The following is a 14,093-nucleotide window of genomic DNA, read 5'->3' on the forward strand; positions in this document are numbered from 1 at the left end:
CCTACGCTGGGAGACATGAGTACCCCGGATCCCAAACCCCGCAGCCGCGACGTCACCGACGGATTGGAGAAGACCGCAGCGCGCGGAATGCTCCGTGCGGTGGGCATGGGCGACGACGACTGGGGAAAGTCCCAGATCGGCGTGGCGTCGTCGTGGAACGAGATCACCCCCTGCAACCTGTCGCTCGACCGGCTCGCGAAGGCCGTCAAGGACGGCGTCCACGCCGCGGGCGGGTATCCCCTCGAGTTCGGCACCATCTCCGTGTCCGACGGCATCTCGATGGGACACGAGGGCATGCACTTCTCCCTCGTCTCCCGTGAGGTGATCGCCGACAGTGTGGAAACGGTGATGCAGGCCGAACGCCTCGACGGATCGGTGCTGCTCGCCGGTTGCGACAAGTCGCTGCCCGGCATGCTGATGGCCGCGGCCCGCCTCGACCTCGCGAGCGTGTTCCTCTACGCCGGTTCGATCCTGCCGGGTGTCGCGAAAATGTCGGACGGCACCGAACGCGACGTCACCATCATCGACGCGTTCGAGGCGGTCGGCGCCTGCTCGCGCGGACTGATGAGCCGTGAGGACGTCGACGCCATCGAACGAGCCATCTGTCCCGGCGAGGGCGCGTGCGGCGGAATGTACACCGCGAACACGATGGCCAGTGCCGCCGAGGCACTCGGCATGTCGCTGCCCGGCAGCGCCTCCCCGCCGGCCACCGACCGTCGTCGCGACGGATTCGCGAGGCGCAGCGGTGAAGCCGTCGTCGAACTGCTCCGCCGCGGCATCACCGCCAGGGACATCCTCACCAAGGAGGCGTTCGAGAATGCCATCGCCGTGGTCATGGCGTTCGGCGGCTCCACCAACGCCGTCCTGCACCTGCTGGCGATCGCGAGCGAAGCGGATGTGGAACTGACCCTCGACGATTTCTCCCGCGTCGGCGCCCGCGTCCCGCACCTCGCGGACGTCAAACCGTTCGGCAAGCACGTGATGAAGGACGTCGACCACATCGGCGGCGTCCCCGTCATCATGAAGGCCCTGCTCGACGCCGGGATGCTGCACGGCGACTGCCTCACCGTCACCGGCAGGACCATGGCCGAGAACCTGTCGGCCATCGCTCCTCCCGACCCGGACGGCAAGGTGCTCCGCGCGATGAGCTCGCCCATCCACCCGACCGGCGGAATCACGATCCTCAAGGGTTCCCTCGCCCCGGGCGGCGCGGTGGTGAAGTCGGCCGGGTTCGACTCCGACGTCTTCACCGGCACCGCCCGCGTCTTCGAACGGGAACGCGCCGCGATGGACGCCCTCGAGGACGGCACCATCACGAACGGCGACGTCGTGGTCATCCGCTACGAGGGTCCCAAGGGCGGACCCGGCATGCGCGAGATGCTCGCGATCACCGGCGCGATCAAGGGTGCCGGACTGGGCAAGGACGTCCTCCTGCTCACGGACGGCCGATTCTCTGGCGGCACCACCGGCCTGTGCGTCGGCCATGTGGCACCGGAGGCCGTCGACGGCGGTCCCATCGCGTTCGTCCGCGACGGCGACCAGATCCGACTGGACGTCGGGACGGGCACCCTCGAACTGCTCGTCGACGAGGAGGAACTCGCCGGCCGTAAGAACGGGTGGGAGCCTCTGCCCCCGCGCTACACCCGCGGGGTCCTGGCCAAGTACACGAAGCTCGTCGGCTCCGCCTCGGGCGGCGCCGTCTGCGGGTAGGCGCTTCGCGCCCGTGCGCCTTTCTGGTTGTCCTGGCTACCAAAAAGGCGCACGAGCCCGAAGGGCCTAGATGGGCCGGAACCCGGCGCCGGGACCGCCGCTCGCGTTCATGTCGGCGATGATCGAGTTGAGGTTGGTGCCGATCTCCGGGCCGATGCACGGTGCCGCGAGGTAGGCGTTGACCATGGCCACCAGGGTGGTGCCGACGACCATCGGTGCGCCCGAGTCACCCTCGATCACGCAGGCCTGGGTCCACGTCTCCCCCGTCTGCATGAGGTCGCCGTAGACGATGCCGCAGGTGTTGCCCGTGGTGCGGCCTTCCTTGCACGCCACCTGCGGGAAGGCTGCCGGTGCGCCGATCTGCGTGATGGTGACGCCGCCGACCCTGTTGACCGGGACGACCTTCGCCGGGTCGAACTGGATCACCGCGTAGTCGAGAACGGGGTTGGAGACGACGAACGTTCCGACGATGCCGCTGTCCTGGCTGGCCTCGGGCACCACGTAGGAACCCGATTCACCGCAGTGGCCCGCTGTCAGGCCGACGAGCCGGCCCGCGTTGTCGTGTCCGATGGTGGTGAGTGAGCAGACGAGTTCGTCGTTCACCACGATCCCCGAACCGCCCCCCAAGACGGCGGCCGGAGCTGCTGTCGCGGACCCCGCCGCAACGAATCCCAGAATTCCCGCTGTCGCCGCAACAACCGCCGCGAATCGTTTCAACATTTTTCGAACCTTCCCGGATGAGCCCCGACGGCCGCGTGTCTCCCCATAAGAATCCCACCCCGCACAAGACCTGCGTGGGGGAATGCCGATGTAGAGACCGCGACCGTTGCCGACCCGGGCGCTACTCGACGGCGCCGAGCGCCTCCAGTGCTTTGCGGGCGTCCTCGAGTTGCCGGCTCAGCTCGTCCACCCGGGCCGCCGCGAGGTTGCGTGCCGCCACGATGATCGACTCGACGGCCTCGATCGCCGTCTCCTCCCCGAGTTCCCGGACGGCGCGCTCGACGGCGTCCGGCGAGACGGGGACGGCCTTGCCCGGACGCTTGGCTCCGTGCGCGACGGTGACGCTCCAGTCGTTGTCGGCGCCGGCGTGGATGGTGACGCTGACTCCCGCGGGCACCTTCTTGCTGGTGCGTTTGGCCGGTACCGCGGCGGGTTTCGGGACCGCGGTGGCGGCGGGCGCAGGCGTCGCGACGGTCTTGGCGGCCGGGGTCTTGGGGGCGGGAGTCTTGGGGGCGGGAGTCTTGGGGGCGGGGGGCGGACCGGGTTCGATCTCCTGGTGCACGACCGGCGTCGCGGGAGCGGCGGGCGCGGGCGCAGGCTTGGCGGCCGGAGTTCGTCTCATCAGAAGCTCCTCCGCTTCGAAGGGGAGCTCGTCGTCGACGCCTTTGGGGCGGATCAAGAGCGTATTGCCTTGCACGGAGATAACTTTCGCCGAGGCTCCGGCCTCGAGCCCGAGGCTGGGCATCGCCTCGCGCAGATACACGGTGGCCCGCTTACCTTCCGCGATCGCGGCAGCGAGGGTCTCGAGATTCTCCGCGGTCAGGTGATCCGGTGCGGCGGCACCGGAACGTCTACGGGGCGGCATGCGCTGTCCTCTCTGGTCTGTCTCCTGGTTACGCTCGTGAGCACCGCAACTCTCGCACACCCCACCGACGGTTCCGCATCGGACGGGCTCGCACAGTGGCAGATTGAGAGGAATGGACGCACCGCGACCATGCGTGCGCATCGACCGTATCGAGAGGAACGACGTGACCTCGGAAGCACCGGAGAACGGCGACGAGACCGCAACGACGACGGAGATCTCACCGACCCTGCTCCGCGACGTCCAGGCCGATCTCGAGGAGTCGCTTCTGGGCGGGCCCCGCCGCTACACGCGGACCGAGATCGCCGACTTCGCGGGGGTATCCCTCGAACGGGCGGACCGCCTGTGGGTGTCGATGGGTTTCGCGGTCGACACCGATCCGGACGGCGTCATGTTCACCGAGGGGGACGCCGCCGCGTTGCGCACCATCGCGTCGCTCGTCGACCAGGGGATCATCTCACCGGAACGCGAAGTGGCGGCAGCTCGTGCTCTCGGCCAGTCGATGTCGCGGCTCGCCGAATGGCAGGTGTCATTGATCAGCACCCACATCGTCGATCAACTCGCCGGGTCCGCGGGCAGCGACGAGCAGGCCATCCGGGAGCAGGTGCGCGAACTCACCGCCGAGATCCTTCCGGCGGTCGAGTCGTTGCAGGCGTACGTGTGGCGCAGGCACATCGCCTCGACCACCGGTCGCAACGTCGGGAATCCCGGCGAGGAGGTCGCGAGCCGGAAACTGGTGGTCGGCTTCGCGGACATCGTCGGGTACACGTCGTTGACCCGTCAGCTCGGCGCGCGGGAACTGAGCGACCTTCTGGAACGTTTCGAGTCAGCGTCGACGTCGGTCATCGGCCGCCATCAGGGGTGGGTGGTGAAGACGGTCGGCGACGAGGTGATGTTCGCCGTCGAGTCGCCGTCCGATGCGGCGGAGATCGCCCTGCAGCTGCAGGAGCAGGTTCTGCCGGACGAGGCGGACCCCGAACTGCGGGTAGGACTCGCGATGGGTCCGGTGCTCGTCCGGTTCGGCGACCTCTACGGCTCCGTCGTCAACACCGCGGCGCGACTCACCGGTTCGGCGCGTCCCGGCACGGTGCTGATCGACGAGGCGCTCGCCCACGAACTCGCCGACGCTCCCGGTTACTACCTCAAGGAGCTACGTCCACGACGTGTTCGAGGGATTCGACGACTCGAACAGTTCGTGCTGCGCCGAGACCGGGACGCCTAGCGACCGTCAGCTTCCGAAGGGAAGGGTTCCGGGCGGGATGGAGTATCCGCTGCTGCCGGCGGCGACGCCGCCCCAAGCACCGAGGAGCCAGTTGAGTGCATCAGTGATCATCGAGAAACCTTCCCACACCATTCATTCGATACGCGCGGCATCCGGTGCCGCGCGCACGTGCCACGGTAATGACGACGCGCGGAGCTGTCGACGTCACAATGCCTGAGCAGGCGGTATCTCGAGGAGCGTCGGCTTCGCGGGACCGGCGGCGACCTGGGCGGCGCGTGCGGCGAGGAAGTCGTCGACGATCTGCTCACACGCGGTCCGTCCCAGCGGGGTCAGGGTCGCGAGCCGGGTGAAGACGAGTGGTCCGATGAGTTGGGCGAGAGCGAGGTCGTAGTCGAATTCGCCGAGGCGTTCGGCCGCCTCGGGTGTGCCGAAGACCTGGTCGAACGCCGCCCGGTACTGCTCGACGATGGTCTGCCTCAGCGTCCGCAGTTCCGGTTTGTCCGACTCGACAGCGGCCGCGCTCGAGTAGTCGTCCAACGCGGGGCCCATGCCGAGCCAGCACATGGCCGTCACGTTCATGGGCGCACTCTCGATGAGTTTCGCCTGACTGACCATCAGCTCGACCAGCCGGTCGCGGAGGTCGCCGTCGGCGGGCACGGTCGGCGCGGGTGGGAGCAACCGCCCGAACGCCGCGGCGACCAGTTCGGTGCCGTTGCCGAAATGCCGGTAGAGCGTGGCCCGAGCCACGTTCGCCAGCTTGGTGACGGCGTCGATCGTCACGGCGTCGGTGCCACCCTTCGCGAGAAGAGTTGTCGCGGCGTCGAGAAGTCTCGCGCGAGAGCGCTGCCTGCGGGGATCCTGCTCGGTCATCTGCACCGCCCGTTCCTGCCACTGCCGCACCTCTTGTGAACTACCAGTCTACCAACGATACTGACAGTCTCGTTACTTCCACGGAGGGATTACATCGTGCGCTCTCGGGACTCCGCACCACCGCAGGACACCGAACAGAGCAACACCACCGGCTGGACCCTTCGGCAGATCTGGATGCTGACCGTCGCGTGCTGCGCGGTCGCACTCGTCGTTGCGGCGATGGCCGCACTGAACACCGCCCTGCCCGACCTCGCCCGCGACACCGGTGCCAGCCAGAGCCAGCTCACCTGGATCGTCGACGGCTACACCCTCACCCTCGCCGCACTCCTGCTTCCCGCCGGCGCACTCGGCGACCGCTACGGCCGCCGCGGCCTCCTCATGTTCGGACTGCTGATCTTCGGCCTGGGTGCCGCCATTCCGATCCTGAACGACAGCCCGGAGTGGATCATCGGGTCCCGCGCGGTCGCCGGCATCGGCGCGGCCTTCGTGATGCCGGCGACGCTGTCGCTGCTCACCGCCGGTTTTCCACTGTCCCAGCGCGGCCGGGCCGTCGGCATCTGGTCGGGTGTCGCCGGGTCGGGCGCGATCGCCGGACTGCTGGTCTCGGGACTGCTGCTCGAACAGTGGTCGTGGAAGGCGATCTTCGTGAGCCTCGCCGTGGTGTCCGGCGTCCTCTTCCTCACCGGATTCACCATCACCTCCTCACGCCAGACCGACCAGGCGCCGCTCGACCTTCCCGGCACCGTGACGATCGCGGCGGCGGTGGGCCTGTTCGTGCTCGGCACGATCGAGGCGCCGCACCGCGGCTGGCTGGACCCTGCCGTCGTCGGACTCATGGCGGGTGGCGTCGCCGCCGCGGTGGCGTTCGCGCTCGTCGAGTTGCGCCGCGAGCATCCGCTCCTCGACGTCAGGCTCTTCGCCAACCGCGCCTTCGGGTCGGGGTCGATGTCGTTGCTGATGCAGTTCCTCGCCATCCTCGGGCTCTTCTTCTTCGCGGTGCAGTACCTGCAACTGGTGCTGAGCTACTCGCCGCTGGAGTCGGCGCTCGCGCTCGCCCCCATCGCGGTACCCGTGATGATGCTGTCCGCGGGGATGCCGTTCGTCCTTCCCTATGTCGGCCTCCGCCCGTTGCTGTCCGTCGGCGCCGCGATTCTCGGTGTCGGAATCCTGCTGATGGTCCGGCTCGACGAGTACTCGAGTTACCCCCAGGTGGCTCTGCCTCTGGTCGTGGCCGCGTTCGGCATCGGCCTGTGCACGGCACCCGCCACCACCGCAATCGTGCAGAACACTCCCGATGAGAAACAGGGAGTGGCGTCCGCGGTCAACGACACGGCACGCGAGATCGGGGCGGCGATCGGCGTCGCACTGGCAGGCAGCATCCTGGCCGCGGGGTACGGCAGGCACGTCCAGCCGGCCGTCGACGCCGTCCCCGACGTCGCGAAGGAGCCCGTGTCGAGTTCCCTGGCGGCCGCGCTGCACATCGCCCAGTCGGCGGGACCGCAGGGCGAGCAGCTCGCGAGCTTCGCCCGGAAAGCGTTCCTCGAGGGAATGGACGAGGCGTCCATCGCCCTGGCCTGCGTGTGCTTCGCGTCCGCGGTGGTGCTCGCGGTGTGGGCGCCGGGCCGGAAAGGGTCGTCTCCGGCGCCGCGGAAGGACGAGGAACTGGCCGACGTCGACTGAGCCGACGTTGCCCTTGTGACCGCCGTCATTGTATCGTTCAGTATCAGTTACTGAATGTCACAGTTAGTTGACCGCCTAGTCACAGAACAAGGGGTAGTGATGACCGCATCGATCGTCGTCTCCGACCGCGAAGAGACCGCACAGCGCTTGCTGGCGTCGTCGGCACGCAAGTCCTACGACCCGATGGTCGAGGTCGACTGGGAAGCACCGATCCCCGACGACAAGTTCGGTCTCACCCCCGAGTGGAGCACGCTCTACGGCACGGCCCTCTGGGACGAGATGACCGAAGAGCAGAAGATCGAGCTCACCAAGCACGAGGCCGCCAGCGTCTCCAGCGTCGGACTGTGGTTCGAGATCCTGCTCATGCAGATGCTCCTGCGCGACGTGTACGGCCGGGACAAGCACTCCCGCCACGTCCAGTTCGCGCTCACCGAGGTGGCCGACGAATGCCGCCACTCGGTGATGTTCGCCCGCGCCGGTGAACGCCTCAACATGCCGAGCTACGGACCGCACCCCGCGATCCACAAGCTCGGACGCATCTGGGGTGGCTTCTTCCGGGGCGCGAACGCGTACGCCAGCGTGATGGCCGCCGAGGAGATCCTCGACATGATGCAGCGCGACTTCATGAAGGACGAGCGCGTGCAGCCCGTCACCCGCACGGTCAGCAAGATCCACGTCCTCGAAGAGGCCCGTCACATCCGCTTCGCCCGCGAAGAGGTCGGCCGCCGCATCGAGGGCGCCAGCTGGGCTCGGCTGCAGTTCGAGCGGCTCAACACCGCGGTGGTCGTGTACTTCGTGATGAAGAGCATGATCCGCAAGGACGTGTATGCGAATGCCGGACTCGACCCGGAGCGGGCCGCCGCCGAGGCCAAGAACAACCAGCACTACAAGGACACCGTACGCACGTCCGGTTCCAAGTTGATGCAGTTCCTCGATGGCGTCGGCCTCGTCGGCGGCCCGTCCAAGCGCCTCTACAAGAGGGTCCATCTCCTCTGACTCATGTGGGGACGTGGTCCAGGTAGGACACGCCGGTCGAGGTGATCTCGAGTACGCGGGCGGACGGGATGTCGAAGAACATTCCCGCGACGCGTACTCGACCCTCGGCCGCTGCCGCGCCGACGAGGGGATGGCGTCCGAGGGTTTGCACCTGGACCGCCACGTTCACCATGCCCAGCTGGTCGACCTCGTCGAATCCGAGTTCGGCCGCTGCCCGTGCCACCGGATGACCGCTGAGGAACGCGTTCCGGCTCGGCTGCGCGAACGTCAGCCACTGTTCGACGGCGTCGCGATCGGACCCGTCGGTCTCGGTCGGTGCACTCGCGAGCACGGCCTTCATCGCGCCGCAGCCGGAGTGGCCGCACACGATCACCGAGCTGACCTCGAGTTCGTCGAGGGCGAAGGCCAGTCCCGCCTCGACCGACACGTCCTGTTTCCCGGTCGGGACGAGGTTGCCCACGTTGCGCACCGTGAACAGGTCCCCCGGACCGCTGCTGGTGATCACGTTCGGCACGATGCGTGAATCGGAGCAGGTGAGGAACAACGAGTCGGGGCGCTGTCCGTCCCGCAGTTCGTCGAGGTGCGGGAGCAGCTGAGCCGCGTTCCGCCGGTGATACTCCGAGACTCCCGCGAGGACCGGCCGGAGTGCCGCCGGTGTGGTGGTGGAGTCCTCGGTGTCGGTATGCCGCGGCTGCCAGCTCTTCCACGGGGCGAACCCGCGGGGGCTCACCACGCCGATGCCGCGCCGGGGCGGCGACGCGCCGACGGCGTCCATGTCGACGGGACCGAGCGCGTCGATCACGACCGTTCCGCCGTTCCGCTCGTGGTGACGCTTCCAGTCGTCGATCGCCTCGAACATGGCGTGGTCGAGGAAGTCGACCGCCAGTTCCACGGTGACGTGCGCGCCCTCGGGCACCTTCGCGAGGATCCCCGTCAACGCCGGCATGGACAGGAAGCTGCACGACCCCTCGACGGTCACGCGCCACCGCCCGGAATCCTCGGAGCCGACAGGTTCGGCCCGCATCTTGGGGTGGATGACCCGCCACAACAGCAGGACCACCGCGAGTGCGAGGCCGATGATCACACCCTCGAGCAGGTTCAGGAAGACCACGCCGGCCACGGTCACGCCGTACACCCACAGGTCGCCGGTGCGCCGGGCCGTCCGCAGATGAGCCATTTTGACGAGTTGGATGCCGATCACGATGAGGAGGCCGGCCAGCGCTGCCATCGGGATCTGCTCGACGAGCCCGGTGAGCAGCGCGGCGAAGACGAGGATCCACACGCCGTGCAGCACGGCGGACGCCCGGGTGCGCGCCCCGGCGGCCACGTTGGTGGAACTGCGCACTATCACACCGGTGACCGGCAGGCCGCCAATGAGACCCGAGAGCATGTTGGCCGAACCCTGACCGACGAGTTCACGGTTGAACTCCGAACGCGTGCCGCCGTGCATCTTGTCGACGGAGACCGCGGACAACAGGCTCTCGACGCTCGCGATCAACGCGACCGTGAGTACGCCGGTGGCCACTGCGAGCCACGGGCCGTCCGGCATCGAAGGCAGTGCCACGGCGTCGAACAGGGAGCCGTCCAACGTGATTCGATCGACGTCGAGTGGGAGGACAAGGGACAGAACGGTGGCGGCGACGACGGCGACCAGCGGGCCGGGGAGCACCTGCAGCTTGCCGGGGATCTTCTTCCAGAACAACAGGACGGCGATGACCACCGATCCCACGAGGACGTCGCCGTAGCGGGCGGACGTCAGCTGGCCGGGGAGCTGAGTGATGTTCTCGACGGTCGAGCTGTGCGAGCTGCCACCGAGTAGGACGTGAATCTGCTGGAGGGCGATCGTGATTCCGATACCGGCCAGCATGGCGTGGACCACGACCGGCGCGATGGCCAGGGCCGCACGGGCAATTCTACTGAGCCCGAAGATGATTTGAAGGAATCCGGCTGCGACGGTGATCGCGCACGTGGCCTTCCAGCCGAATGTGGCGACCAATTCTGCTACCACCACGGTCAATCCGGCGGCAGGACCGCTGACCTGGAGTGGTGAGCCACCGATGGAACCCGCCACCACACCGCCGACGATCGCCGCGATGAGCCCCGCCATGATCGGGGCGTCGGACGCGATCGCGATACCGAGCGACAGCGGCAGTGCGACGAGGAAGACGACGAGCGACGCGGGCAGGTCGTATCGCGCGTTATCTCGCAACCTTTCGCCGAGGGTCGGTCCGGGGGCGGGTGCACCGGATGGGGGTGCTTTCTCGTTCTCGAGGATCGACATGTCGTCACCTTACGGGCGGAGAACGACGAAACGCCCGAAACGGACGTGATCTTGTGGCATGTGTCACTGTGGCAGCACTTTTCGCCCAGGTGAATCGAAACCTAGTGGACAACAGTCCATTACATGAAACCTAAAGTACACAAAGTTCACCACATCCATCCTCGCACCGTGAGACGTGCCGGTCACCGAGGAAAACGGTGACCGGCACGGCCGGTCGGACCTAGACGGACGTGGGCACGACGACCAGTGCCCAGACGAACATGGGGGCCGACAACACGATCAGACCGCAGTATGCGAGCATCTTGCGCTGGAAGCGGCCCTTGTCCTCGACCTGTGCGTTGGCGAGCACCATCACGCCGTTCGTCGAGAACGGGCTGACGTCGACCACCGTCGCGGAGAATGCCAGGGCCGCGACGAATCCCACGGCCCCCACCTCACCCATCGCGAGCATCGGCGCGGCGAGGGGCAACGCGATGCCGAGTGTACCGATCGACGATCCGAACGCGGAGATGATCGCGACCGCGTAGCAGAGGATCAACGCGGTCAGCAACGGCGATCCGAGCGCCGACGCCGCATCGCCGAGGAAGTCGAGCGTGCCGTTCTGCGTCATGACCGCCATGTAGGTGAGCATCCCGCACACGAGCACCACGGCAGGCCACGCCACGTTGTCGATGACCTTGGGGTGCGACTTGGGCGCCATCAGCAGCAGCACCGCGCTGATGCAGATCGAGCTGACACCGACGTCGATTCCGAACGCGACCGACCCGACGACGAGGAACCCGATGCCGGCGAGCGTCGCGAACCGGTACCGGTTCATCGCCACCGGCTTCACGCCTTCGTGGATCAGCGCTTCCTCGATGACCTCGCGATCGGTGAGAGTCGCGGTGTTCCCGCCCGGGCCGTTGCCCGACGCCACTCCCCCGGACGGCCGGCGCGAGGAACCGCCGAATCCTCCGCCGTCGGGTGTCTCCTCGACGGGGCGGGGAGTGCGGTGACCGATCAGGTCGAGGCCGTAGATCAGGAACAGCACGATCGCGATGGCCAGGTTGAGGACGAACGGCAGAGCGAACAGGACCAGGGGATTCGCTCCGACGCCGGTCGAGTCCATCAGCCCGTTGATGAACGCGCCGTAGAGATTGATGGGCGAGAACGCGCAGGCCAGGGCGCCGTGGCTGATGACCATACCCATCAGGAACGGGTTGATCTTGTTCTTGGCCGCGAGGGGCATCGCGATGGGGGCGAGCATCCCGACGGCGAGGACGGACCCGAGGGCCATCAGCAGTCCGGACAGCAGGAACATCATCCACAGGATCGCCCACCGCCTGCCGCGCACGAGTCGGAGCGAGGCTTCGATGACGAGGTCGATGGTCCCGTTCGTCTTGGCTATGGCGAACAGCAGCGTGATGCCGCCGACGATGATGAACGTGCTGCCGGGGAAGGCGTCGATGATGTCCTCGACCGGGATCCCGGACACCCAGCCGCCGATGACGAACGCTCCGGCGAACGCGAGGATGCCCATGTTGATCGGGGTGAGTGTCGCCACTGTGAAGATCGCGATCAGAGCGACGATGGAGATTGCGTAGACCATGGTCGGCCTTTCGGGGTGAGTTCGCAGATCACACTGCGGTGAGGGGCCGAGCTTGTGCCAGAGCGTGTTTCACGGTGGCGACGGCGAGGCCGAGGGCCTGCTGATCGATTCCCGTGTCGATGTCGTGCGCGTGCAGGTGCGCGACCAGTTCCTCGGTGGCGAGGTTGCCGTGGGCGCCGGGCGCGAACGGGCAGCCGCCGTACCCGCCGATGGCGCTGTCGAAGTGCCTGATGCCGAGCTGCCGGTGCGCGGCGATCACGGTGCCCAGGGCCTGACCGTGCGCATTGTGGAGGTGCAGGCTCAGTTCGATGTCGGGGAGGGCGTCGCGTACCGCCCCGGCCGATGCGAGCACCTGCTCGGTGGTGGCCGTTCCGAGCGTGTCGGCCAGCCCGAGCCGGCGCACACCCATCGCGGCCATCGCGCTCGCCACCCGTACCAGCGTGGCGGGGGCGATGATGCCCTCGAACGGACAGACGAACGCGGTCGACACACCTCCGAGGAAACTCCGGTCCGGGTACTTCTGCAATGCCTCGGCGAGTCCGTGCAGCGCCTCGTCCGGGTTCCGGCCCGTGTTCGCCGTGCTGTGCCCGGCACTGGCGGACGTCACGACCTGGATCTCGTCGATGCCGGTCGCGATCGCACGGTGTACTCCGCGCGGGTTGAGTGCCAGAGCGCTGTACGTGACGGCCGGGTCGGTGCGGGGCAGCCGGGCGATGACGTCGTCGGCGTCCGCCATCTGCGGGACACGCGTGGGCGAGACGAACGATGCCGCTTCGATGTGCTTCACACCGGCGGCGGCGAGGGCGTCCGCGACGGCGATCTTGCGGTCGGTGGAGACGACGACATCCTCGTCCTGCAGTCCGTCTCGTAGCACGACATCGGTTATGGTGACTGACATTTCATTCTCCTCCGATTCAGATGACGTTGCGATAGCGGTAGTCGTCGAGCTGATCACCCGACAGATTCAGCAATCCGCCGAGGATCTCGTCGGTGTGCTCACCCAGTTCGGGGCCGGCCCAGCGGATCTGCGTGGGTTCGCCGTCGAGCTGCGGGACCACTCCTGGGAAGCGCACCTCTTCGGGTTCTCCGTCGACGGACACTTTCAGGCTCTGCAGCATGCCGCGAGCGTTGTAGTGCTCGTCGTCGGCGATCTGCACTGCGTCGTAGACCTCGCCGACGGGCACACCGGCGGCGCCGAGTTCGGCGACGACGTCGCGGGGGTGACGCACCGACGTCCACGACGAGATGGCCTCGTCGAGTTCGGCTTCACGACGGAATCGCTGATCACCGTCGGCCAGTTCCGGGTCGTCAGCGAGATCGCCACGACCCACGGCCTGCATCAACCGGCCGAACACACCACTCGAGTTGCCGGCGATCATGACGGAGCCACCGTCGCACGGATAGACGCCACTGGGCACCACGCCGGGCAGATTGCCCGCGGTCCGTTCTCGGACCATGCCGTACGCGTCGTAGTCGGGAACGAGGGATTCCATCGCCATGAACACCGACTCGTACAGGGCCACGTCCGCGACGCGCGGGGTCGAGTGATCGCCCTGCCTCGCCTTGGCCAGCAACATCATCAGGGCGCCGATCGCGCCGTGCAGTCCGGCGAGCGTGTCGGCGATGGGGGCGGCGGCCCGGACCGATTGACGGTCCGGATAGCCGGTGACGTGCCGCAATCCGCCGAAGGCCTCGGCGACGCCCCCGAATCCGGTGCGCTCCCGGTACGGGCCGGTCTGCCCGTAGCCGGAGATCCGGACGAGCACGATGTCGGGGTTGGCGGCCGTCAGCTGGTCGGGCCCGATCCCCCACCGCTCGAGCGTCCCGGGACGGAAGTTCTCGATGACGAGATCCGACTTCCGGGCGAGGTCGAGAATGATCGCGCGACCCTCGTCGGTCCGGAGGTCGAGAGTGACCGACCGCTTGTTGCGCGCGATGGTGCGGAACATCATCGACGTCGCGCCGCGGCGGCGTCGCCAGCCCCGCAGTTCGTCGCCGACGCCCGGGCGCTCGATCTTGACGACCTCTGCGCCGAAGTCGGCGAAGATGCGGCTCGCCATGGGGGCTGCGATGAAGTTGCCGAGCTCCAGCACACGGATGCCGTGCAGTGGGCCGTTCTCTGGGACCTGCATGTGAGAGTTCTCCCTCGTCGATCTGTACTGGA

General features: G+C 67.6%; 11 protein-coding genes. 4 read left to right on the top strand and 7 right to left on the bottom strand.

The genetic code is table 11. The annotated features are described in order from the left end of the window. Positions 1–15 precede the first annotated feature (15 nt). Positions 16–1,710: a dihydroxy-acid dehydratase gene (gene ilvD, locus GO592_RS24205; protein WP_005561902.1), complete on the top strand. Its 1,695-nt coding sequence runs from the start codon at positions 16–18 to the stop codon at positions 1,708–1,710. Positions 1,711–1,776: 66 nt separating this feature from the next. On the opposite strand, the gene GO592_RS24210 is transcribed toward ilvD, so the two are convergent. Then, positions 1,777–2,430, bottom strand: coding sequence for a S1 family peptidase (locus GO592_RS24210; protein WP_007297920.1), 654 nt, complete (start codon positions 2,428–2,430; stop codon positions 1,777–1,779). Between the two features lie 121 nt (positions 2,431–2,551). Beyond that, positions 2,552–3,295, bottom strand: a complete 744-nt coding sequence (locus GO592_RS24215) for a DUF6319 family protein (RefSeq protein WP_172649980.1) — start codon at positions 3,293–3,295, stop codon at positions 2,552–2,554. A 163-nt stretch (positions 3,296–3,458) separates the two neighbouring features. Here GO592_RS24215 and GO592_RS24220 point away from each other — a divergent pair, with 163 nt between their 5' ends. Further along, positions 3,459–4,514, top strand: coding sequence for an adenylate/guanylate cyclase domain-containing protein (locus tag GO592_RS24220; RefSeq protein WP_202714989.1), 1,056 nt, complete (start codon positions 3,459–3,461; stop codon positions 4,512–4,514). A gap of 204 nt (positions 4,515–4,718) precedes the next feature. Here GO592_RS24220 and GO592_RS24225 read toward each other — a convergent pair whose 3' ends face one another. Next, positions 4,719–5,390 carry a TetR/AcrR family transcriptional regulator gene (locus GO592_RS24225; protein ID WP_043787452.1) on the bottom strand — a complete coding sequence of 224 codons (672 nt, stop codon included), beginning with the start codon at positions 5,388–5,390 and terminating at the stop codon, positions 4,719–4,721. A gap of 90 nt (positions 5,391–5,480) precedes the next feature. Here GO592_RS24225 and GO592_RS24230 point away from each other — a divergent pair, with 90 nt between their 5' ends. Both GO592_RS24230 and GO592_RS24235 read left to right on the top strand, forming a co-directional pair. Then, complete coding sequence (locus tag GO592_RS24230; protein WP_172649978.1) at positions 5,481–7,064, top strand: MFS transporter; 1,584 nt, start codon at positions 5,481–5,483, stop codon at positions 7,062–7,064. 99 nt (positions 7,065–7,163) lie between these two features. Next, positions 7,164–8,060 (top strand): AurF N-oxygenase family protein, encoded by an 897-nt coding sequence (locus tag GO592_RS24235; protein WP_005255915.1) that lies wholly within the window; start codon positions 7,164–7,166, stop codon positions 8,058–8,060. A gap of 1 nt (position 8,061) precedes the next feature. Here the strand turns inward: GO592_RS24235 and GO592_RS24240 are convergent, their stop codons facing one another. The 4 genes from GO592_RS24240 to GO592_RS24255 form a co-directional block, all read right to left on the bottom strand. Then, entirely contained in the window at positions 8,062–10,341 is a 2,280-nt protein-coding gene (locus GO592_RS24240) for a SulP family inorganic anion transporter (protein WP_172649977.1), read from the bottom strand. A 220-nt stretch (positions 10,342–10,561) separates the two neighbouring features. Further along, positions 10,562–11,929, bottom strand: coding sequence for an SLC13 family permease (locus tag GO592_RS24245; protein WP_172649976.1), 1,368 nt, complete (start codon positions 11,927–11,929; stop codon positions 10,562–10,564). Positions 11,930–11,957: 28 nt separating this feature from the next. Continuing rightward, positions 11,958–12,827: a hydroxymethylglutaryl-CoA lyase gene (locus tag GO592_RS24250; protein WP_202714990.1), complete on the bottom strand. Its 870-nt coding sequence runs from the start codon at positions 12,825–12,827 to the stop codon at positions 11,958–11,960. Positions 12,828–12,843: 16 nt separating this feature from the next. Continuing rightward, complete coding sequence (locus GO592_RS24255) at positions 12,844–14,061, bottom strand: CaiB/BaiF CoA transferase family protein (RefSeq protein WP_172649974.1); 1,218 nt, start codon at positions 14,059–14,061, stop codon at positions 12,844–12,846. Between the last annotated feature and the right edge of the window lie 32 nt (positions 14,062–14,093).

This window comes from Rhodococcus sp. 21391, assembly GCF_016772255.1.
GTDB lineage: Bacteria > Actinomycetota > Actinomycetes > Mycobacteriales > Mycobacteriaceae > Rhodococcus_F > Rhodococcus_F opacus.